This window comes from Cronobacter sp. JZ38 (assembly GCF_008932145.1).
GTDB classification, from domain to species: domain Bacteria; phylum Pseudomonadota; class Gammaproteobacteria; order Enterobacterales; family Enterobacteriaceae; genus Cronobacter; species Cronobacter muytjensii.
Genome location: NZ_CP017662.1, coordinates 2,952,034 through 2,973,059 on the forward strand (window position 1 = coordinate 2,952,034; position 21,026 = coordinate 2,973,059).

Consider the following 21,026-nt stretch of genomic DNA (forward strand, 5'->3'; position numbering starts at 1 on the left):
AGTGCGCGACGGGTGTCTTTCTCTGTTGCGTCTTACCCTGCACAGACATACCGCACGTTACGGCGCGGTGTTGTCAGGCGTATCAGGCGTGAGCAACACGTACCGGTAAAGCAGTTGACTGAGACGGCTTTCAGTCTCAACGCGCAGCGCCTCGGGAACAGCGCCTTGCTGACGCTGCGCCGCCATCCGACGCAGCAGCTCCTCGGCAGGCGGCATCGCGTCAAACGCCTGACGAATGTTAAACACCATGGTTTTAAGCTCGCTGCCTGTCAGGTATTTGCCGCGCCGCTCATCCAGCGCGTTGAGCCGCGCGGCGAGCTGATCGAGCTGCGTCATGCCCTGATGCCAGCCATCCAGATGTTGTAAAGGCAGCGCGGCCGCGCTCATCTGCTGACGCCACCGACGCGCAAGCGCCTGCGCCTGCGGGTTTTGCGGCCAGAGCGCGTCCGCCTGGCGCACCAGTTCACCACCGTAGCGAATATTGCGATCCGGCGGCAGTCGCGCAAGCCAGTCCAGACGCTGGCGCGTGGGCGCGAAAACGGTCTGCGGAGCGAGCCCGCGCCCGCGCTCAGGCGTCAGTACGGCGCCGGTCGCCACTTTCGGCCATGCATCCAGCGACGCCGCAACCTGCGCCGCCAGCGGGTCGGGACGCTGATACGCCTGCCAGCCGAGCAGCGCCCCGCCGCCTGCCACCAGCATGGTCAGCATGCCGGCAAGGAAAGGTTTCAGGCGAGTTTTATCGATAGCGCGGCGCGGCATTTCCGGCGATGCCGCCAGGCTTGCGGCGACATAAACACGGCGCGCATCGTCAGAAGACTCATCACACGGCGGCGTCGCGACATCCGCCGCCCGCGCGTCGCCCTCGCCTGTTTCGCTCTCCAGCCGCGCTGCGGCCTGCTGAAACTGCGCCCGCAGCGCGTCCATCTGGCTCACATGCTTAAGCTCAAGGCGCGCCAGCACTGCAATCATTGACGAGAGATGCTGCTCTGCCTGATAAAGCGCGCCGAGATCGGCATAGCGCAGCGACAAGGTGCGCAGCGTCTGCTGCACGCGCTGGCTGAAACTGCTTAAGATCTCCATACGCGCATGTACTGGCTGCGGCCACAGGTTGCCCCACTGGTGCGCGATAAGCGCCGCCAGAATCGCCAGCCCTTCGTTGAGGCCAGGCAAGCCCAGCAGGCGCAGGCGGGCCTGCGTATACCAGACGGCGGTTTGCAGTTCGACGCCGTTGCGCTCAAAGAGGGAGAGCGATAACTGTTCGACCCGTCGCCAGTCCACATCGGGGCGCGCCGGGTGCGTGAGTTTGCTGAGCTCTTCGCGCAGCGCGGCGTAGTCCGGCAGCAGACGCGGATCGCCGCCGGTTTTGAGATGTCGTTCAGAAGGGGTGTTCATGATATCCCTGTCGGAAAAGCCGCTCAAAGTGCGGCCCGGTTATCCATTAATTGCTGTTGTTTAAGATGGCGGATAAGTACCCGCCCTTCGGGCATAAATTCCGTGCCGTAGCGCACCAGCCCGACGCCTTTCAACTCGGCGTCGATAGCGTAGCGCAGCTCGCCTGGTGTGGTTTGCGCCAGCAGCGCGATGTTGAGACGCTTGAGGCGTGGCTCATATTTCAGCAGCACGGCACAGAGTGTGCTGATAAGTTCATGCGCCGTGCCGGGCATTCCCTGGAGGATTTTGGTCATATCCGGCAGGCCGTAGTCCGGCAGATGCTTCAGGCTACCGGCGCGGGTATTGAGGATACGCTGCATATTGTCGAGCACCGACAGGATGACCTGGTTTTCCTCGCTGACGTCATGCAGCGCCAGCCCACCTGCGAAATTACCGTAGAGGATTTCATAAAGCGACGGCGTGTGATGGCTTTCGGGCATGTTTTTCCTTCCCTGAACAGGCTTAACTACACAAAACGGCGGCGCGCGCCGGGTCAATGGCGATAAGCGTCGCGAGCAGCTGTTCCATATCCGCATGCAGGCGCGCTTTATCCGTATCGCTGCGCCCGGCCTTCATGCGCAGCAGCCGCAGCCGCCGGGCGCTCACCTCAAACAGCAGCGCAGGCTCCCATTGCGGCAACGTCATGGCCGAGGCCGCTGTTTGCAGTTCAGCCAGCAGATGCAGCGCCAGTTCATTTTTGCCATATTGCTCGGCAAGACGCGCCATCAGCAGACGCAACAGCCAGCGCTGACGCGTTGAAGTCAACGATGGCCGGCTCTGTAACCAGCCCAGCGCGGCGTCAACGCCTTCGCTGTCAGCGAGCGCAATGGCTTCCGGCTCCAGTTGTAGCACCTCGTCGTCGCCCGCGCCGCATGTGTCGGCAGCAGGCATCTCATGTTGACCGGGCGACGCCTCCCGTACCTGCTGCGTGATCCAGTGCTGCGTCACCTCATCGGCGAACGGCGTGCCATCATTAAACGTCAGCGTCTCAAGACCCGGCAGGCGGTTCAGCAGGCCATTCAGATCGGCGCGAATAATCCCCGCCAGCGTCTCCTGACCGGATTTCAGCACCGCTTCGTGGATATACCACTGCACATCAAGCCACAGATGATTAGCGCCGCGTGAAAACAGGCTGTCTGCCTGCTCCAGCAGCTCGGGCCAGCTCTGCTGGAGCCAGAGGCGTTTTAGCAGCGCGCGCTGGTCGGCCTTTGGCGGCTCAATGCGGGTGCGCCCGTCGTCTGACAGCGGCGGCAATTGGTGGAGTGTGTCGTGACGCAGGCATTTCATCAGCCGGTGCGCGGCAAGCCAGCCGTCGGGCTGATTGCGCAAATAGTCGGCAAGCAGGCGGCCCTGATCCAGCAGATCGCGCCCTGAGGCGATCGCGCTGATGGCCGGCGCGGCATGGGTGGCAAGGGCGTCGCTGGTGGTTTGGGGCACAACGGCATCAACGCCGCCCGCTTTCATCAGCCGGGCCTCCAGCGCGCCATAGAGCGCGGCAAGTTGCGGGCGCGCCGCCGCCTCGTCGTGCGCCAGCGCCTGGTCAATCAGGAGCAGCGCGCCTGCGGTACGTCTGGCATCTTCACGGGTGACTTCGGGCCAGACAGAAAGACTGTCGAGCACGCGTGAACCCGCGAGCCACTCAAGCGACGCCTGACGACGTCGCGCACGCTGCGGATGAAGCGTTGCGCCGAAACGCTGTAGCAGCGCGGCTATCAACTCCAGCCCTTCGGCAAAGCCCGCCTCGCCGTCGCGGTGCAGCCGCGCCCAGGCATAATAAGTGGCGACGCGGAGATCTTTCGCGGCAGTCATCAGGACTTTTTCCGCAAGCGCGCCGACCCGCGTGGTATCCGCGCCGGAGAGTTTATTGACTTCTTCGCGGATCTGCTGGAAATCGTCGTCGTAACCCGGATCGTCGCCCGTGGGATTATGGTCGAAAATAGGTTGCAGCCATTTTTCCCACAGCGCGAGCCGCTGCTGCGCCTGCGGCGCCAGTTCCTCCGCGCTCGCCTGACAACTTTCTATAACCGTTTGCAGCGATGCCATTGTTTCTCTCCCTGAAACCCGCCGGTGATAGCTCTGCCCCGCCGCCGCGCGGCGGAATAGTTCACTGAGCAGCAGATGCTACGCGCGGACGAGGCGCTGACAAGCGCAAGGCGTCAGGCAGATGTAACAGACTATACGGACAGCGCGCGCGTTAGCGCGCGCACACGTTGTCTTTGCGCGACACAGGAATTGTCTTTGGTAACAAACTTGCAGGAAGACGTTAAGAAACGCCTGACAGGAAACGCCAGAAAGCGCGGAAAGAAACTCTCCAAATGAAAAAGGGGACGCCTTTCGGCATCCCCTTAAATTGGTTGGCGGAAGCGCAGAGATTCGAACTCTGGAACCCTTTCGGGTCGCCGGTTTTCAAGACCGGTGCCTTCAACCGCTCGGCCACACTTCCGCAATGACGCGAACTATAAACATCCCCCTGCGCCGTGTAAAGCCCGAATGTGTTCGATTGCCTTAAAAACAGCCAAAAGCGCGCTAATCGACTGAAATATCGGCACAACGATCACATTTGCAGCATTTTTACCGACCCTTACGGCGCTCGCCCGGGGTTAATGTTTTTTGATGTACATATCTTTGGTGTAATAAAAGCCCAGGTTACTGGAGTAAAAACCGCCAACCCAGGGCTTCACCATGTGGGTGCGAACATAGTGGTAAACCGGAATCGCGGGCACGTCGTCAGCCAGAATGGTTTCCGCCTGCTGATAAAACGTCCCACGCGCGGTGACATCAGCCGCTTTCGCCGCATTCGCGAGCGCCTCGTCATAGGCTTTGTTGGTGTAGCGCGAGGTGTTCTGGCTGTCGCCGGTGCGGTAGTTGTTCAGAAATGTCGAGGCATCGTCATAATCGGCGTTCCACGCGTAGCGCACCACGTCGAAGTTACCGGTGTGTTTGTTATCGAGCATGGTTTTCCACTCCTGGTTCTGGAGTTTTACCACCACGCCGAGATTTTTTTGCCACATGGAACTCGCCGCAATGGCGATGCGCTGGTGCGATTCCATCGTGTTATAAAGCAAGTTAAACGTGAGCGGATGCTGTGCGTTGAAGCCCGCCGCCTCCAGCAGTTTTTTCGCCTCGCTGATACGTTTTTCCAGCGGCCAGCTGGCATATTCCGGCGGAGTGATATTTACACCGCCAATCTCCGGCTGGCTGACCACCCACGCCGGTCGCTGCCCCTGCCCCAGCACTTTCGCTGCGATGATATTTTTATCGAGCGCCATGTTGAGCGCACGGCGCACGCGCGGATCGTTAAACGGTGCTTTGCTGGTATTGAATTCGTAATAATACGTGCCAAGCAGTGGCGAGACGTCCACCTGCTCCGGCATCGTTTTTTTCAGCTGCGCGAACTGATTGAGCGGCACGGTGCTGGTGATGTCAATTTCACCCGCTTTGTAGCGGTTCAGATCTGCGGTTTCAGCGGCGATCGGCAAGTAAGTGACTTTATTAATCACCGTCTCTTTATCATTCCAGTAGCGTTTATTACGCTCGGCTACAATCTTTTCATTGACCACCCAGTCAATGACTTTATACGCGCCGCTACAAACAAAATGCTCCGGACGCGCCCATTTATCGCCGAAACGCTCAACGGCGGTTTTATCGATGGGTACCAGCGACGGGTGCGCCAGCATCGACAGGAACGCCGCGGTGGGCTGCGTGAGGGTGACCTGGATTGTGTTGTCATCCAGCGCTTTGACTCCCAGCGTGTCCGCCGGTTTCTTGCCATTCGCTATCTCAGCGGCATTTTCAATATTCATGTTGCCGGGAAAGCTGGCGTAAGGCGAGACGGTTTTCGGGTCAACCAGACGACGCCAGCTCCAGACCACATCTTCCGCCGTAATGGGCTCGCCGTCGGACCAGGTCACGCCTTTGCGCAGATGAAACGTCCAGACGGTGTTGTCTTTGTTTTCCCAGCTTTGCGCAAGCCGCGGCTCAATGGAGCCATCCTTACGCACTGCCACCAGCCCTTCGAAAACATCGCTGATGATATTGAATTCGACATCGCTTTCTACTTTATGCGGGTCGAGCGAGGCAGGTTCGCTGCCATTGTTGCGCACCAGTTCCTGTTTTGCAGCAAGCTCAACGCCTGCCGGCACCTGCGCCGCATACGCCGTCGCGCATGCGCCCGAAATGACGGCAGCGATGAGAGAAAAAGACAGAGCTTTCTGTTTTACGTTCATTTTCCACGCCTTGTGTGTTGTTGTGATATGTCGTTAACACAGATAGACGCGCGCCGGCTTTCGCGCAACGGTTTTACGTCATATATAAGAGGGGGATCTGAAAGCACGCCGGAGCCGACCGTTTTTTATGATATAAATGCGTTTTCTGAGTCCTTGTTTTTAGAGAAATAAAGCAGCGTAAAGATGGGTAAAAGCCCTTTCCCCGTTGCGTGCAACCTTCTATGCTCGGAAACTAAACACCTGTAATGAGAGACTACTCATGGATCGCTTAATTACCTCTGCGCGCGACAGACAGTCGCTGCTTAGCACCCATAAGGTTCTGCGTAACACCTATTTTATGCTGAGCCTGACGCTGGCGTTTTCCGCGATCACCGCGACCGCCAGCACCGTACTGGCACTGCCTTCGCCGGGCCTGATCCTGACGCTGGTGGGCATGTACGGTCTGATGTTCCTGACCTACCGTCTGGCCAATAAGCCGAGCGGTATCATCGCGGCGTTCGCCTTCACCGGCTTCCTGGGCTATATCCTGGGGCCGATGCTTAATGCGTATCTGTCTGCCGGGATGGGCGATCTTATCGCGCTGTCGCTCGGCGGCACCGCGCTGGTGTTCTTCTGCTGCTCCGCCTATGTGCTCACCACCCGCAAGGATATGTCCTTCCTGGGCGGTATGTTGATGGCGGGTGTGGTCGTCGTGCTGATCGGCATGGTGGCGAACATCTTCTTACAGCTGCCTGCGCTGCATCTGGCGATCAGCGCCGTGTTTATTCTGCTCTCTTCAGGCGCGATCCTGTTTGAAACCAGCAATATCATCCACGGCGGCGAGACCAACTATATTCGCGCGACCGTCAGCCTGTATGTTTCGCTCTACAACATCTTTGTGAGCCTGCTGAGCATTTTGGGCTTCGCAAGCCGCGACTAATGGTTAGCTGAAGCTGCGCTTAAGCCCCGCCCCGTGCGGGGCTTTGTTTTTTCTGGCGCCAGGAATTTGCTACACTGCGCGCAATCAGTAACAGGGCAAGAATCGGTATGTTGACGTTTGATGGTAAAGAGTTTGAAACCGACGCTGAAGGCTATCTGAAAGTCTTCGACGCCTGGAGCGAAGGGCTGGCGGAAGTTATCGCCGAAAAAGAAGGCATTACGCTAACGCCGGAGCACTGGGAAGTGGTGCGCTTTGTACGCGATTTTTATATCGAATTTAATACATCGCCCGCTATCCGCATGCTGGTCAAAGCAATGGCGACGAAATTCGGCGAAGAGAAAGGCAACAGCCGCTATCTCTATCGCCTGTTCCCGAAAGGCCCGGCGAAGCAGGCCACTAAAATCGCCGGCCTGCCGAAACCCGTGAAGTGCATTTAATAGCGAATGCGAAATTCCCGGTAATCTTCAGCGGGCGAATGCGGCTCCGTCAGGACCTTCTCCACATGGGCGCTACGCGGCCCGCCCGCTTTTAGCCAGGCGATAAGCTTCTCCACCTGCCCGGCCTCGCCGCAGGCCAGCACTTCCACGCTGCCGTCGTCAAGATTACGTGCGTAGCCGGTCAGGCCCAGTCGCGTCGCCTCGTGCTGGGTAGTGTAGCGAAACCCGACGCCCTGTACCCGGCCGTGTACCCAGGCCATCGTGCATTGTTGAGTCATAGCGGTTCTCCTTTGCGGTAGCGTTGCATTTCCCGGCTGAAGTCGGGAGAATGGCGCCCATTTTCTTTGATTCACAGAATAGCAAATTATGAGCGTACGTTTAGTGTTAGCCAAAGGGCGCGAGAAGTCTCTCCTGCGCCGCCATCCCTGGGTCTTTTCCGGCGCCGTCGCGCGTATGGAAGGTAAAGCCGCGCCAGGTGAAACCATCGACATCGTCGACCATCAGGGAAAATGGTTAGCACGCGCCGCCCTCTCCCCGGCCTCGCAGATCCGCGCGCGCGTCTGGACGTTTGATGCGAATGAAACCATCGACATCGCCTTTTTCACCCGTCGCCTGGCTCAGGCGCAGCAGTGGCGCGACTGGCTGGCGCAAAAAGACGGGCTCGACAGCTATCGCCTTATCGCCGGTGAATCGGACGGCCTGCCGGGCGTGACGATTGACCGTTTCGGCAATTTCCTCGTGCTGCAACTGCTCTCCGCCGGTGCGGAATATCAGCGCCCGGCGCTGGTATCGGCGTTGCAGTCGCTCTACCCGGAATGCTCGATTTACGATCGCTCGGACGTCGCGGTACGTAAAAAAGAAGGCATGGAGCTTGCGCAGGGCCCGATCAGCGGCGAGCTGCCGCCGGATCTGCTGGCGATTGAAGAGCACGGCATGAAGCTGCTGGTGGATATTAAAGGCGGTCATAAAACCGGTTATTACCTTGACCAGCGCGACAGCCGTTTCGCGACGCGCCGCTATGTCGACGACAAGCGCGTGCTGAACTGCTTCTCTTACACTGGCGGCTTTGCGGTCTCTGCGCTGATGGGCGGCTGTCGCCAGGTGATAAGCGTTGATACCTCGCAGGAGGCGCTGGATGTGGCGAAACAGAACGTGGAGCTTAACCAGCTCGACCTGAGCAAAGCCGAATTCGTGCGCGATGACGTATTCAAGCTGCTGCGTAAATACCGCGATCAGGGCGAGAAGTTCGACGTTATCGTGATGGACCCGCCAAAATTCGTAGAGAACAAAAGCCAGCTTCATGGCGCATGCCGCGGCTATAAAGACATTAATATGCTCGCAATTCAGCTGCTTAACCCTGGCGGCATTCTGCTCACGTTCTCCTGCTCCGGGCTGATGACCACCGATTTATTCCAGAAAATCGTCGCCGACGCCGCAACAGATGCCGGACGTGATGTACAATTTATAGAGCAGTTCCGTCAGGCCGCCGATCACCCTGTGATCGCCAGCTACCCGGAAGGTCTTTATCTGAAAGGGTTTGCCTGTCGCGTCATGTAACTTGAAAAGGAATACACTGCCCTTATATACAGGGTATGAACGTTTCCCGGGAGGTGACAATGATTGCCAGCAAATTCGGTATCGGCCAGCAGGTTCGTCATTCTCTGTTAGGGTATTTGGGTGTCGTGGTGGATATCGACCCTGAATATTCGCTTGATGAACCTGAAGTCGATGAACTGGCGGTAAACGCCGAGCTGCGCGCCGCGCCGTGGTATCACGTCGTGATGGAAGACGACGACGGCCAGCCCGTGCATACTTATCTTGCTGAAGCCCAGCTAAGCGGCGAAATGCAGGAGGAGCATCCGGAGCAACCCTCTATGGATGAACTGGCGCGTTCGATTCGCCAGCAGCTCCAGGCGCCCCGCCTGCGTAACTAAAAAAACCCGGCCACGCCGGGTTTTTTATTACTGAAACAGGCCTAGCCGCGGTATTTCTATCGCCGGGCAGCGATCCATCACCACGTTAAGCCCCGCGTCACGCGCCAGCACCGCCGCCTGCTCGTTAATCACGCCAAGTTGTAGCCAGAGCGTTTTCGCGCCTATCGCAATGGCCTCCTGCGCCACGCCCCACGCGGCTTCGGAATTACGGAACACGTCCACCATATCAACTTTTTCCTGCACGTCGGCGAGCGTGGCGTATCCTTGCTGGCCAAGCAAGGTTTTCCCCGCTACTTTCGGCGACACGGGAATGACGTGATACCCTTTCTCCAGCAGATACGCCATCACGCGATAACTCGGACGGTCGGGCTTGTCGCTGGCGCCCACCAGCGCGATAGTTTTGGTATTTTGCAAAATCTCTGCGATATCAGCTTCTTTCATTTTCTCTCCCCTCAAAGCGTTCCAGTAAAGTGTATGCCAAAGGCGGCGCGCTCACCACGCAACGCCGCGTCTGAGCGCAACCGATGCGACGGGGCGCAGTTTTTTACCGGCTTCGCTTGCAGCATCCATCACTTACAGTAATCTGTAGCCAGTTATTTAATCTGGAAAATGATATGGAACTGACAACCCGAACCCTGCCCGCCCAAAAGAAAATCGCGCTGGTGGCGCATGACCACTGCAAATCGATGCTGATGAACTGGGTGGAGCGCCATAAAGCGCTGCTGGCGCATCATTCACTGTACGCAACTGGCACTACCGGCAATCTGGTGCAGCGCGCGACCGGCCTTGAGGTTAACGCGATGCTGAGCGGCCCGATGGGCGGCGATCAGCAGGTGGGCGCGATGATCGCCGAAGGGAAAATCGACGTATTGATTTTTTTCTGGGATCCGCTGAACGCCGTGCCGCACGATCCGGACGTTAAAGCGCTGCTGCGTCTCGCCACCGTCTGGAATATCCCGGTGGCGACGAACCTGTCGACGGCAGATTTTATTATCCAGTCGCCGACCTTTAGCGACACGCTGGATGTGCTGATCCCTGACTATCCGCGTTATCTCGCAGAACGCCTGAAATAATCAGGGTTTGCGGGCCGTCGGCACGCCAAGACGCGTCAGTGCGTCAACAAACACCGACGGCGCCGCGTTGTCATACAGCAGCCAGACACGATGCCGCGCGCGGGTTAGCGCCACATACAGCAGGCGGCGCTCTTCGGCATGCGGGAAGTCTTCCGTGGCAGGCAGCAGCGCCTGTTCCATAACCGATTCTCGGGCAGGCGCCGGAAACCCATCCCGCCCCTCGTTCAGACCGACAATAATGACGTAATCCGCCTGCTGCCCTTTGCTGGCGTGAATCGTCATAAACTCCAGCGAGAGTTTTGGCCAGCGCGTCGCGGCCATCTCCAGCGCCGCCGGGCGCAGATGATGATAGCGAGCCAGCACCAGTACGCGCTCATCGGGGCGCACATAGCCGCTCATTTTATCCAGCAGCGCTTCCAGTTGCTCCTGCGCCAGCAGCGTGACGGCTTTGCTGTCGCCCGCACGCAGACTGTTAAGTGGTTTTTCCCGCTGATGCGGGTTTTGCTGGATAAAGCGGTTAGCAATGTCGCCGATGCGCCCGTTAAAACGGTACGTGGTGTCGAGCGCGCACTGGTCGCCCTCGCCAAAATGCGCGTCAAATGCGGTAGTCAGGGAGAGTTGCGCCCCGCTGAAGCGGTAAATCGCCTGCCAGTCGTCGCCCACGGCAAACAGGCTGGTGGCTGAATTCTGACGGCGCAGCGCCGCCAGCAACGCCGCCCGCTGCGGTGAAATATCCTGGAATTCGTCCACCAAAATATGCTTCCACGGGCTGACAAAACGGCCTTTCTCCAGCACGCTGATCGCCTGATGGATAAGCCCCGAAAAATCGACCGCCTCCTCGGCTTTCAGCGCCGCTTTCCAGGCTTTCAATAACGGCGCCATCAGCTTGACGCGCTTCTGGAAGAGCGCACGAACATCATCTGGCGCGGCGGCTATCATCTCTGCTTGCGAGCCGCCATGCATGCGCATCAGCCCAAGCCAGCGGTCGAGACGACTGGCGAGCCGTTTCCCCAGCGCCTCGTCCTCCCAGAAATCGCCGTTGTCGATGTCCCACTCCAGTTCGTCACGCAGCCACTCCCGCCAGCCCTTCGCCTGCGCTTTTTTCTCGCGGCACTGTTCGCGCCAGGCGTTCAGCAGAAGGTCGTGGCGCGCTACCGTGTCGTTTTCAAGCTCGCTCACGCGCGGCGTTTTACGCCCGCCCTGGCCGATGATATGCAGCGCCAGCGCATGAAAGGTACGCGCGACGATCGCATCGGTGTTAAGACGCGCCTGAAGCCGCTCCTCCATCTCTCTGGCGGCCTGACGCCCGAACGCCAGCAGCAGAATTTGTTCAGCTGTCGCCTCGCCGCGCTCGATAAGCCAGCCCGCGCGCGCCACCAGTACGGAGGTTTTGCCGCTCCCCGCGCCTGCCAGCACCAGCAGCGAGCTTTCGCCGTTTACCACCGCCCGCGCCTGGGACGGGTTAAGCGGCGAGCTTTCAATATGCGCGAAAAAATCGGCGTAACGCGTCAGCATGGCGTCGGTAAAGGCCTGGTTATGCGCGAGACGCTTCGCCTCGCTGTCTCCAAGCCAGGCCTGGCATTCCCGCCAGGCGTCGCGGCAGTTATCGAACGACTCAAGGCGCGCTGTCGGCACCGGCAGCGCCTGTAACGCACGGCGCAGCGCCTGACATAACGCCTGGCTCTCTTCACGCTTTAGCCATTTCTCATGCGTTGCGCCGCTGCGGATTTTCTCCTGCCAGGCGTTGAGCACGCCCGCCGCTACCTCGCTCATCTCAAGGCTCCACTGCTGCCAGAGCGCTGTCAGGTGATGATAAAAACGCTGGGTTTCCACCCATTCCGTGCCGTGCAGGCGCACCACTTTATTATCCGCCAGCGTGAATTCCAGCTCGCCCCAGACCAGGCCGCGGCGGCACTGGATATCCAGCAACTGATTAAATGGGATCAGATATTCGTGCTTATCGCCAGAGACTTTTACCCCGGCGGTGAGGATTTCCGCACGATCGTAGGGGTGTTGCGCCAGACGTTTACCCAGAGAGGTTGCTTTCAGTTCCATGAGGCTGCCAGTGAATGGTGTCAGAGCGCTAAGTTTACCCGCCTGCGATATCACGCTCCAGACCCAAAACGCGTTACAATTGTTGTGGTTATGATCCCGGCGCTTTGCCGACGCTTCTGAGGTTTTATGCGTACTGTTTTAAATATTCTGAATTTTGTGCTGGGCGGTTTCGCCACGACCCTCTCCTGGCTGCTGGCGACGCTTGTCAGCATCGTTCTGGTTATCACCCTGCCGCTGACACGCTCCTGCTGGGAAATTACAAAACTGTCGCTACTGCCCTATGGGAATGAAGCGGTACATGTGGACGAGCTTGATCCGGCGGGGAAAAATGTGCTGCTCAATACCGGCGGCACGCTGCTGAATCTCTTCTGGCTGCTGTTTTTCGGCTGGTGGCTGTGCCTGATGCATATCGCCGCTGGTATCGCGCAGTGCCTGACTATTATCGGGATCCCGGTCGGTATTGCGAATTTTAAAATCGCCGCGATTGCGCTCTGGCCAGTAGGCCGCCGCGTCGTTTCCGTGGAGACGGCCAGGGCCGCGCGCGACGCGAACGCCCGCCGCCGTTTCCAGTAAACCAGGGCCGCTCATGATGCTCAACCCTCTGCTTCACCGCCACGCATGGAACAGCGCGTGGCTCACCAACGTGCGTATCTTTATTGCGCTGTGCGGCACCGCGGCGCTGCCCTGGTGGCTTGGCGAGGCGAAGCTGACGATTCCGCTGACGCTTGGCGTGGTCGCCGCCGCGCTGACCGACCTCGACGATCGCCTGACGGGCCGACTGCGCAACCTGCTGATTACGCTTATCAGTTTTTTTATCGCCTCGGCCTCGGTGGAGTTGCTGTTCCCGTGGCCGTGGCTGTTCGCCGCCGGGCTGACAGTTTCGACCATTGGCTTTATTCTGCTGGGCGGGCTTGGGCAGCGCTATGCGACTATCGCCTTCGGCGCGCTGCTGATAGCTATCTATACCATGCTTGGGGTATCGCTTTATGAGCACTGGTACCAGCAGCCGCTGCTGCTGCTCGCAGGCGCGGTCTGGTACAACCTGCTGACGCTCGCCGGGCATTTGCTCTTCCCGGTGCGGCCGTTGCAGGAAAATCTGGCCCGCTGCTATGAACAGCTGGCGCACTATCTGGAAATTAAATCGCGGCTGTTCGATCCGGATATTGAAGATGAAAGCCAGGTGCCGATGCTGGAGCTGGCGATGGCGAACAGCCAGCTGGTTGCCACGCTGAATCAGACCAAAGCCTCGCTGTTGACCCGCTTGCGCGGTGACCGCGGCCAGCGCAGCACGCGCCGCACGCTGCACTATTATTTTGTCGCGCAGGATATCCACGAGCGCGCAAGCTCCTCGCATATTCATTACCAGACGCTGCGTGACACCTTTCGCTACAGCGATGTAATGTTCCGCTTCCAGCGTTTGCTCTCCATGCAGTCACAGGCGTGTCAGCAACTGGCGCGTTCCGTGCTGCTGCGCAAGCCCTACCAGCACGATCCGCGTTTCGAGCGCGCATTTACGCATCTGGAGGCCGCGCTCGATCGCACCGCGGCGGCGGGCGGGTCGGCCACACAGCTCAAAGCCGTGCAGTTTCTGGTCGCCAACCTTAAAGCCATTGACGCGCAGCTTGCCACTATTGAATCGGAGCAGCCCTTTACCCAGCCTGCCGCCAGTGACAGTGAACACCGTCTGGCGGATGACAGCCTGAACGGCTTCAGCGATATCTGGTTTCGCCTGAGCCGTAACGTTACGCCGCAGTCGGCGCTGTTTCGCCACGCGGTGCGGATGTCCGTCGTACTGTGCGTCGGTTACGCTTTTATCCAGTTGACCGGCCTTAATCACGGATACTGGATTTTGCTCACCAGCCTGTTTGTCTGTCAGCCGAACTACAACGCCACGCGCCATCGCCTGACACTGCGTATTATCGGCACGCTGGCGGGCGTCGCGGTCGGCATTCCCGTGCTCTATTTTGTACCTTCGCTGGAAGGGCAACTGGTGCTGATCGTGATTACCGGCGTGCTGTTTTTCGTTTTCCGCACCGTGCAATACGCCCACGCCACGCTCTTTATCACGCTACTGGTACTGCTCTGCTTTAATCTGCTGGGCGAGGGCTTTGAAGTGGCTTTGCCGCGCGTGGTGGATACGATAATCGGCTGCGCCATCGCCTGGTTTGCGGTGAGCTTTATCTGGCCCGACTGGCGGTTCCGTCGGCTGCCAGCGGTGCTTGAGCGCGCGCTAAACGCCAACTGTCGTTATCTCGACGCGATCCTTGAACAGTATCATCAAGGGCGCGACAACCGGCTCGCCTATCGTATCGCCCGTCGCGATGCGCATAACAGCGATGCGGAGCTGGCGTCGGTGGTGTCGAATATGTCGAGCGAGCCCAGAGTCAGTGGGCAGATGCGCGATATCGCTTTCCGGTTTTTGTGTCTTAACCACACGCTTACCAGCTATATCTCCGCGCTTGGCGCGCACAGGGAAAAGCTGACGCGTCAGGAGATCCTCTCCGTGCTCGACGATGCTGTCTGTTACGTTGATGACGCGCTCCATCACCAGCCTGCTGACGACGCGCGGGTGAAGCAGTCGCTGGCGGAACTGGCGCAGCGCATTGGGCAAATTGAGCCGCGCCAGGAGAGTAAAGAACCGCTGGTGCTACAGCAGATAGGACTGCTTATCTCTCTGCTGCCGGAAATCAGCCGCCTGCAGCGTCAACTGGCTCAGGACTGATTCTGTACTGAGAATTGCATAAACCATTCCAGCAGCTCTTCGCGGATTTGGGTGGGTAACGCCGCTTCATGGGTGCCGGTAATGGCCCCCTGAAGCGCGTACAACACATGCAGGCTGAGGTTTTTGCGAGCCTTGCGTAACTTCAGCCAGCACTCCTTCGCGCCAAAGGCGCATAACGTTTCCACATCCCGGATCCCGGCTTCCCAGAGCGACATTTCAAGCTGAACGTTAAGGTTTGGCAGATCTTTGACGCGCCGCTCGCGGGCACGCTCGGTTTTCTCTGCCTGCGCGCAGGCCAGCGCGATGCGCGCGTGCTCACGCAGCGCTGATGGCGAGCGCCAGAGTGTCTCATCCGCCAGATAATAGTTGAGGCTAATATGGCGACCGCGCCGGGTACATACCAGCATCGGCGGATTATGCGCTTGTTGATAATCGCGGCTCTGATCGCTGGCACGCAGATACAAGCGCCCTTCCACCAGCATGGCGAATACGGCGTCGTTAATGGCGAGGCTGTAGCCGCCAAAGAGCGAACGATGAGTAACATTTCCCAGCGATGAAAGCGTATTTTGTACCCGAACCAGAGTGTCAGACGAAGCTTTATCCATGATTATTCCTTTTATATCAATAAGTAACGGATAAAAATCCCATTAGCTTTTCCTTTAACAGGAACATATGAAAGTTGCGCCCGGTGAGCAATCCGAATTTCATTTTCCAACGTCATAAGATGCAAAATTTGCGAGATGCTTTCCGAAATTTAGATTGATCTTTGGTCTCGCCAGCAGTACTGTATATGCATACAGTAACTAGCGAGGCTGGACCTTTATGTACTTTTCTCATCAAAATCGCGCGCATGGCTCCCGTCGTCTGGCAAAAGAAACGGCAGGCGCGTTAGCTCAGGCTGAAACCAAGGGATTGATAAGTGAAGTGATGTACAACGAAGATCAGCCGTGGATGACGCAACTGGTGTTGCTGCCCCTGTTGCAGCAGCTCGGTCAGCAGTCCCGCTGGCAGCTGTGGCTCACGCCGCAACAGCGTCTGAGCCGTGAATGGGTCGAATCCGCCGGTTTACCGCTGACGAAAGTAATGCAGGTGAGTCAGATGAACCCACAAGTCACTATCGACTCAATGATTCGTGCGATGGAAACGGGTAATTACAGCGTCGTGATCGCCTGGCTGCATGATGACTTAACGGATGACGAGCATCGCCGTCTGACGGAAGCGGCAGAGAAAGGAAACGCAATGGGGTTTTTAATGCGCCCTGTCCAACCCTCTCTGACCGGTGACCGACCACGTTCGGGCTTAAGAATTCACTCAAGAATGGTGCATTAATTGTTTTTAGGATAAATCCTGGTACAGATTTGTTCTCGCGCTCTGCGTTAGAGTGATTGTGGCGAATGAACGGCCAGACGGGCGATTTCGTCCGGTTTCACACTTTACGAGTGTTTAAAATTGCCGCAAAAATGTTAAATTTTGCTTTCGCAAGTTGTTTTTTTTCATATGCCTGACGGACTTCACACTTGTAAGTTTCCAACTACGTTGTAGACTTTACCTCGCCAGGGTGCTCATCAATAAACCGACAATATCGGTAGAGTAACCATTGAGCTATAACCCCGGTGAAGGATTTAACCGTGAACTTTTCCTCCCGGAAAAGCGCATGGCCTTTTTGGATGATAACGAGGCGCAAAAAATGAAAAAGACAGCTATCGCGATTGCAGTGGCACTGGCTGGCTTCGCTACCGTAGCGCAGGCCGCACCGAAAGATAACACCTGGTATGCAGGCGGCAAACTGGGCTGGTCCCAGTTCCACGATACCGGTTTTATTCCTAACGACGGTCCGACTCACGAAAGCCAGCTGGGCGCAGGCGCGTTCGGTGGTTACCAGGTTAACCCGTACGTTGGCTTCGAAATGGGCTACGACTGGCTGGGCCGCATGCCGTATAAAGGCGACACTGTAAACGGCGCTTTCAAAGCTCAGGGCGTACAGCTGACCGCTAAACTGGGTTACCCGGTAACCGACGATCTGGACGTTTACACCCGTCTGGGCGGCATGGTATGGCGTGCTGATTCCTCTTCTAACATCGCTGGCGACGACCACGACACCGGCGTTTCTCCTGTATTCGCAGGCGGCGTTGAGTGGGCAATGACCCGCGACATCGCTACCCGTCTGGAATACCAGTGGGTTAACAACATCGGCGACGCACAGACTGTTGGCGCGCGTCCGGACAACGGCATGCTGAGCGTAGGTGTTTCCTACCGTTTCGGTCAGCAGGAAGATGCAGCTCCGGTTGTAGCTCCGGCTCCGGCTCCGGCTCCGGAAGTACAGACCAAGCACTTCACTCTGAAGTCTGACGTTCTGTTCAACTTCAACAAAGCTACCCTGAAACCGGAAGGCCAGCAGGCGCTGGATCAGCTGTACTCTCAGCTGAGCAACCTGGATCCGAAAGACGGTTCTGTAGTGGTTCTGGGCTTCACCGACCGTATCGGTTCTGACGCTTACAACCAGGGTCTGTCTGAGAAACGTGCTCAGTCTGTTGTTGACTACCTGATCTCCAAAGGTATCCCGTCCAACAAGATCTCCGCACGTGGTATGGGCGAATCCAACCCGGTCACTGGCAACACCTGTGACAACGTGAAAGCTCGTGCAGCTCTGATCGACTGCCTGGGTCCGGATCGTCGCGTAGAGATCGAAGTTAAAGGCGTTAAAGACGTTGTAACTCAGCCGCAGGCTTAAGTTATACGTTAAGAAAAACCCCGCCCAGGCGGGGTTTTTTGTTTCTGGCGTTCATGTTTCTGCCGGAATAAGTTCAGAGACTGGCTTTGCGCCTGTCATCAACGCCTGTTGTGTTTTCGGAAGGGTTTATCATCGCCGCAGGCATCACATTTTGCCCTGCAATCGCTGCGCTATGCTCCGGGCAAGCGTGTCAGCCTGACGTTTTGCGGCGCCTCGCCCGCGTTACTCTTTCTTACCCAGCAGCGCCTGCAAATCCTGTTTCAGCGTCGACATATGATTTTCATACTTCTCTTTACGCTCGGCATCTTCAATCAGCTGCACGATGGTTTCTGAAAGCGTAATCCCGCGACGCTGCGCAAGCCCGGCCAGTCGCTGCCAGACCATAAACTCCAGATCGATAGACTTTTTACGGGTATGCTGATGCTCGGCATTAAAATGCCGCTTACGACGGGCGCGAATCGTCTGTTTAAGGCGGTTTTGCAGCGCCGGGTTCATATGCTTCTCGATCCAGCCCAGCACTCTTACCGGTTCGTTTTCCATACCCAGCAAGAGATCCACCGCCTCTTTCGCTGCGCTGGCTTCGACATAGCGGGTTATCAGCTCGCCTTCGCGATGCTTTTTAACCAGATATTTCCACTTCCAGCCGCTTTCGAGGTTTTCGAGTTGTTGGTATTTCATTGCGATCTCAGGATGACCGTGTAACTCATTTCAGGATAACAGTTTTTTTTCGTTTCGCTGAGGGGAAATAACCGTCTGTGACGCGCCGGGAGATTCTGCAGGGCAATCTCGGCATTTCCGGTGTGTTGACCGGCCCATTACGCTATAATCTCGCCTTTTACATCTGACTAAAAAACCTCGACATTGACCATTAACAGACTTACATCACAAGCGCTTGTACCTGATACGGAAACCTTCCAGTCCCGGTTTGATGAAATGGACGCCGCATCTGACGGCGCGCTTGATTTTGAGGCGCTCCAGCCTCGCCTCCACGATGGGCTGAGTCAGCTCTGCGCGCCGCGCCCCTTAAATGATTTTATGCTGGTAAAGGCGGATGAAGAGAAACCTTTGCTGGAACTGATTGCCAGCGCGGCAAAAGCGCTACTGCCGGAACAATCACGCCTTGTCGGCGGGCACTATCTTATCGAAGACCAGAAAGTCACGCTGGCGCCGCCTGATAACGCGCCAGGTGATTTCGCCGTGCGTCCGGACGTGGTGGTCGCCGCCTGGGCCGAAGCGGGTGAGCTTTTCGGCTGCGTGCGCCAGTTCGCCGGTAAAATTTCCTTAGAGCCAGGCCTGGTGCACAAAGCGAACGGCGGCATTCTGGTGGTGGCGCTGAAAACGCTCCTGATGCAGCCGCTGTTATGGATGCGCCTGAAGCAGATGATCATCGCGAAGCGCTTTGAGTGGATAGCGCCGGACGAATCGCGTCCGTTGCCGGTTTCCCTCCCTTCCCTCGCGCTCGATTTGCGCGTCGTGCTGGTGGGCGATCGTGAATCGCTGGCCGATTTCCAGGAGATGGAGCCCGTACTCGCACAGCAGGCTATTTACAGTGAATATGAAGATGATCTGCAAATCGCCGACGAAGAAGATATTTCACTCTGGTGCAACTGGGTCTGCACGCTCGCTCAACAGCATCAGCTGCCCGCGCCGGCACGCGACGCCTGGCCGCTGCTGATTCGTGAAGCCGTGCGGTACACCGGCGACCAGGAGACGCTGCCGCTGGATCCTGTCTGGATGACGCGCCAGCTCGGCGAAGTCGCGGCGCTATGCGAAGACGCCACCTTCAACGCCGCGCAGTTCGCGCAGATGCTGGCCCGCCGCGCCTGGCGTGAAGGCTATCTCGCCGAGCGCATGCAGGATGAAATCCTGCTCGGCCAGTTGCTGGTGGAAACCGAAGGCGAACGCATCGGTCAGATAAACGCGCTGTCAGTCGTGGAATTTCCCGGGCATCCGCGCGCGTTCGGCGAACCGTCTCGCATCAGTTGCGTGGTGCATATCGGCGACGGCGAGTTTACCGATATCGAACGCAAAGCCGAACTGGGCGGTAATATTCACGCCAAGGGCATGATGATCATGCAGGCATTCCTGATGGCTGAGCTGGATCTTGAACAGCAGATGCCCTTCTCCGCCTCGCTAACTTTTGAGCAGTCCTACAGCGAAGTGGACGGCGACAGCGCCTCAATGGCGGAGCTGTGCGCGCTTATCAGCGCACTCGCCAACGCCCCACTTAACCAGCAGATTGCCATTACCGGCTCAGTGGATCAATTTGGCCGCGCGCAACCGGTCGGCGGGCTTAACGAGAAAATCGAAGGTTTTTTCACCGTCTGTCAGGCTCGCGGCTTAACGGGCAAACAGGGCGTCATTATTCCTGCCGCCAACGTACGTCATTTATCGTTGTGCCAGGAGATTCTGGACGCAGTCGACCAGGGGCAATTTTCCATCTGGGCCATTGATGATGTCGCAGATGCGCTACCCTTATTAACCACTCTCCCGTGGGATGGCGAAGGCCAGACGACCTTGCTGTCGGCTATCGGCGAGCGAATCGCTCAGGCGACGCAGCAGGATATCCGCCAGCGGCCATGGCCGTTACGTTGGCTGAACTGGTTTAACCACAACTGATCGGACTTGTTCAGCGTACACGTGTTAGCTAACCTGCGGGCTTCACTAAAATAAGGCATACAGAGAACATGGTAGACAAACGCGAATCCTATACGAAAGAAGACCTTCTTGCCTCCGGGCGCGGCGAGCTGTTTGGCGCAAAAGGCCCTCAGCTGCCGGCACCCAACATGTTAATGATGGACCGCGTGGTGAAAATGACCGAAACCGGCGGTAACTTTGATAAAGGTTACGTGGAAGCGGAGCTGGATATCCATCCTGACATGTGGTTCTTTGGCTGCCATTTTATCGGCGATCCGGTAATGCCGGGCTGCCTCGGTCTTGATGCCATGTGGCAGCTGGTCGGATTCTATTTAGGCTGGCTGGGCGGCGAAGGTAAAGGCCGCGCGCTGGGCGTAGGCGAAGTGAAATTTACCGGCCAGATCCTGCCGACTGCCAAAAAAGTGACCTACCGTATTCACTTCAAACGCGTGGTAAACCGTCGTCTGGTCATGGGTATTGCCGATGGCGAAGTGCTGGTCGACGGCAAACAGATCTACACCGCGACTGACCTGAAAGTTGGCCTGTTCCAGGACACCTCTGTGTTCTGATAGCCTCATTTGATGGCATCCAGAAAGGCGAAACCTCCGCAATGCGGAGGTTTCTTTTTAAAGAGACAAGCTCACGCAGTCTGAGCCCTGTCCTCCATGGCTTCTCGCCAGCCTCCCAGCCAATGAGACCTCTGATTCAGGGTCTGGTAAGGACACATTTCTTTTGAGCGTCCGGTAATACCGGCCTGATAACCACGATGATGTGCCCGTTCCAGGCGATCTCTTTTCTGTCTCTTCATGCCTCGTTTCCCTCATTTCAGGTCTGGTGGAAAAGAAAACAGTGATTACATTT

The 21,026-nt window shown here is 57.6% G+C and carries 21 protein-coding genes and 1 tRNA gene; 11 read left to right on the top strand and 11 right to left on the bottom strand.

The window, feature by feature from the left end:
- Nucleotides 1–57 precede the first annotated feature (57 nt).
- The 5 genes from BJP61_RS14100 to BJP61_RS14120 form a co-directional block, all read right to left on the bottom strand.
- On the bottom strand, nucleotides 58–1,392 hold the full coding sequence (locus tag BJP61_RS14100) for a VasL domain-containing protein (RefSeq protein ID WP_171998576.1): 1,335 nt from the start codon (nucleotides 1,390–1,392) through the stop codon (nucleotides 58–60).
- Between the two features lie 23 nt (nucleotides 1,393–1,415).
- On the bottom strand, nucleotides 1,416–1,871 hold the full coding sequence (tssE, locus tag BJP61_RS14105; RefSeq protein ID WP_038863744.1) for a type VI secretion system baseplate subunit TssE: 456 nt from the start codon (nucleotides 1,869–1,871) through the stop codon (nucleotides 1,416–1,418).
- A gap of 22 nt (nucleotides 1,872–1,893) precedes the next feature.
- On the bottom strand, nucleotides 1,894–3,474 hold the full coding sequence (gene tssA / locus BJP61_RS14110; protein ID WP_171998577.1) for a type VI secretion system protein TssA: 1,581 nt from the start codon (nucleotides 3,472–3,474) through the stop codon (nucleotides 1,894–1,896).
- A gap of 312 nt (nucleotides 3,475–3,786) precedes the next feature.
- A tRNA-Ser gene (locus BJP61_RS14115) sits at nucleotides 3,787–3,874 on the bottom strand.
- Between the two features lie 157 nt (nucleotides 3,875–4,031).
- Complete coding sequence (locus BJP61_RS14120) at nucleotides 4,032–5,657, bottom strand: ABC transporter substrate-binding protein (RefSeq protein ID WP_161581767.1); 1,626 nt, start codon at nucleotides 5,655–5,657, stop codon at nucleotides 4,032–4,034.
- 259 nt (nucleotides 5,658–5,916) lie between these two features.
- Between BJP61_RS14120 and yccA the strand changes: the two genes are divergently transcribed.
- Both yccA and tusE read left to right on the top strand, forming a co-directional pair.
- A complete protein-coding gene (yccA, locus tag BJP61_RS14125) occupies nucleotides 5,917–6,576 on the top strand; it encodes an FtsH protease modulator YccA (RefSeq protein ID WP_007664775.1) in 660 nt (219 codons plus the stop codon).
- A 107-nt stretch (nucleotides 6,577–6,683) separates the two neighbouring features.
- Nucleotides 6,684–7,013, top strand: a complete 330-nt coding sequence (gene tusE / locus BJP61_RS14130; RefSeq protein WP_038863747.1) for a sulfurtransferase TusE — start codon at nucleotides 6,684–6,686, stop codon at nucleotides 7,011–7,013.
- On the opposite strand, the gene yccX is transcribed toward tusE, so the two are convergent.
- On the bottom strand, nucleotides 7,010–7,291 hold the full coding sequence (yccX, locus tag BJP61_RS14135) for an acylphosphatase (protein ID WP_038863748.1): 282 nt from the start codon (nucleotides 7,289–7,291) through the stop codon (nucleotides 7,010–7,012). The genes tusE and yccX overlap by 4 nt on opposite strands.
- 88 nt (nucleotides 7,292–7,379) lie before the next feature.
- On the opposite strand from yccX, the gene rlmI reads away from it, so the two are divergent.
- Nucleotides 7,380–8,570, top strand: a complete 1,191-nt coding sequence (rlmI, locus tag BJP61_RS14140; RefSeq protein ID WP_171998578.1) for a 23S rRNA (cytosine(1962)-C(5))-methyltransferase RlmI — start codon at nucleotides 7,380–7,382, stop codon at nucleotides 8,568–8,570.
- A 59-nt stretch (nucleotides 8,571–8,629) separates the two neighbouring features.
- Nucleotides 8,630–8,947: a heat shock protein HspQ gene (gene hspQ / locus BJP61_RS14145; RefSeq protein ID WP_004385415.1), complete on the top strand. Its 318-nt coding sequence runs from the start codon at nucleotides 8,630–8,632 to the stop codon at nucleotides 8,945–8,947.
- Nucleotides 8,948–8,974: 27 nt separating this feature from the next.
- On the opposite strand, the gene BJP61_RS14150 is transcribed toward hspQ, so the two are convergent.
- Nucleotides 8,975–9,388, bottom strand: coding sequence for a CoA-binding protein (locus BJP61_RS14150; protein WP_171998579.1), 414 nt, complete (start codon nucleotides 9,386–9,388; stop codon nucleotides 8,975–8,977).
- Between the two features lie 173 nt (nucleotides 9,389–9,561).
- Between BJP61_RS14150 and mgsA the strand changes: the two genes are divergently transcribed.
- Nucleotides 9,562–10,020, top strand: a complete 459-nt coding sequence (gene mgsA, locus BJP61_RS14155) for a methylglyoxal synthase (RefSeq protein WP_038863752.1) — start codon at nucleotides 9,562–9,564, stop codon at nucleotides 10,018–10,020.
- Here the strand turns inward: mgsA and helD are convergent, their stop codons facing one another.
- A complete protein-coding gene (helD, locus tag BJP61_RS14160; protein ID WP_171998580.1) occupies nucleotides 10,021–12,075 on the bottom strand; it encodes a DNA helicase IV in 2,055 nt (684 codons plus the stop codon). It lies immediately after the preceding gene.
- A gap of 126 nt (nucleotides 12,076–12,201) precedes the next feature.
- Here helD and BJP61_RS14165 point away from each other — a divergent pair, with 126 nt between their 5' ends.
- Nucleotides 12,202–12,648, top strand: coding sequence for a YccF domain-containing protein (locus BJP61_RS14165; protein WP_075193867.1), 447 nt, complete (start codon nucleotides 12,202–12,204; stop codon nucleotides 12,646–12,648).
- 16 nt (nucleotides 12,649–12,664) lie between these two features.
- The gene (gene yccS, locus BJP61_RS14170) at nucleotides 12,665–14,797 is read left to right on the top strand and encodes a YccS family putative transporter (protein WP_161579358.1); all 2,133 of its coding nucleotides are present in this window, start codon (nucleotides 12,665–12,667) and stop codon (nucleotides 14,795–14,797) included.
- On the opposite strand, the gene BJP61_RS14175 is transcribed toward yccS, so the two are convergent.
- Nucleotides 14,788–15,402 (bottom strand): TfoX/Sxy family DNA transformation protein, encoded by a 615-nt coding sequence (locus BJP61_RS14175; protein ID WP_161579335.1) that lies wholly within the window; start codon nucleotides 15,400–15,402, stop codon nucleotides 14,788–14,790. The two genes, yccS and BJP61_RS14175, sit on opposite strands and share 10 nt — an antisense overlap.
- 217 nt (nucleotides 15,403–15,619) lie before the next feature.
- Here BJP61_RS14175 and sulA point away from each other — a divergent pair, with 217 nt between their 5' ends.
- Together sulA and ompA are read left to right on the top strand one after the other, a co-directional pair.
- Nucleotides 15,620–16,126 carry an SOS-induced cell division inhibitor SulA gene (gene sulA, locus BJP61_RS14180; RefSeq protein ID WP_038863758.1) on the top strand — a complete coding sequence of 169 codons (507 nt, stop codon included), beginning with the start codon at nucleotides 15,620–15,622 and terminating at the stop codon, nucleotides 16,124–16,126.
- A gap of 358 nt (nucleotides 16,127–16,484) precedes the next feature.
- Entirely contained in the window at nucleotides 16,485–17,528 is a 1,044-nt protein-coding gene (ompA, locus tag BJP61_RS14185; RefSeq protein ID WP_108695697.1) for a porin OmpA, read from the top strand.
- Between the two features lie 222 nt (nucleotides 17,529–17,750).
- Here the strand turns inward: ompA and matP are convergent, their stop codons facing one another.
- A complete protein-coding gene (matP, locus tag BJP61_RS14190) occupies nucleotides 17,751–18,206 on the bottom strand; it encodes a macrodomain Ter protein MatP (protein ID WP_007717899.1) in 456 nt (151 codons plus the stop codon).
- A 183-nt stretch (nucleotides 18,207–18,389) separates the two neighbouring features.
- Here matP and BJP61_RS14195 point away from each other — a divergent pair, with 183 nt between their 5' ends.
- Nucleotides 18,390–20,147 carry a Lon protease family protein gene (locus tag BJP61_RS14195; RefSeq protein ID WP_171998581.1) on the top strand — a complete coding sequence of 586 codons (1,758 nt, stop codon included), beginning with the start codon at nucleotides 18,390–18,392 and terminating at the stop codon, nucleotides 20,145–20,147.
- A gap of 68 nt (nucleotides 20,148–20,215) precedes the next feature.
- Nucleotides 20,216–20,734 (top strand): bifunctional 3-hydroxydecanoyl-ACP dehydratase/trans-2-decenoyl-ACP isomerase, encoded by a 519-nt coding sequence (gene fabA, locus BJP61_RS14200; RefSeq protein ID WP_032983916.1) that lies wholly within the window; start codon nucleotides 20,216–20,218, stop codon nucleotides 20,732–20,734.
- A gap of 71 nt (nucleotides 20,735–20,805) precedes the next feature.
- Here the strand turns inward: fabA and rmf are convergent, their stop codons facing one another.
- Nucleotides 20,806–20,973, bottom strand: coding sequence for a ribosome modulation factor (rmf, locus tag BJP61_RS14205; RefSeq protein ID WP_071603705.1), 168 nt, complete (start codon nucleotides 20,971–20,973; stop codon nucleotides 20,806–20,808).
- Nucleotides 20,974–21,026 lie beyond the last annotated feature (53 nt).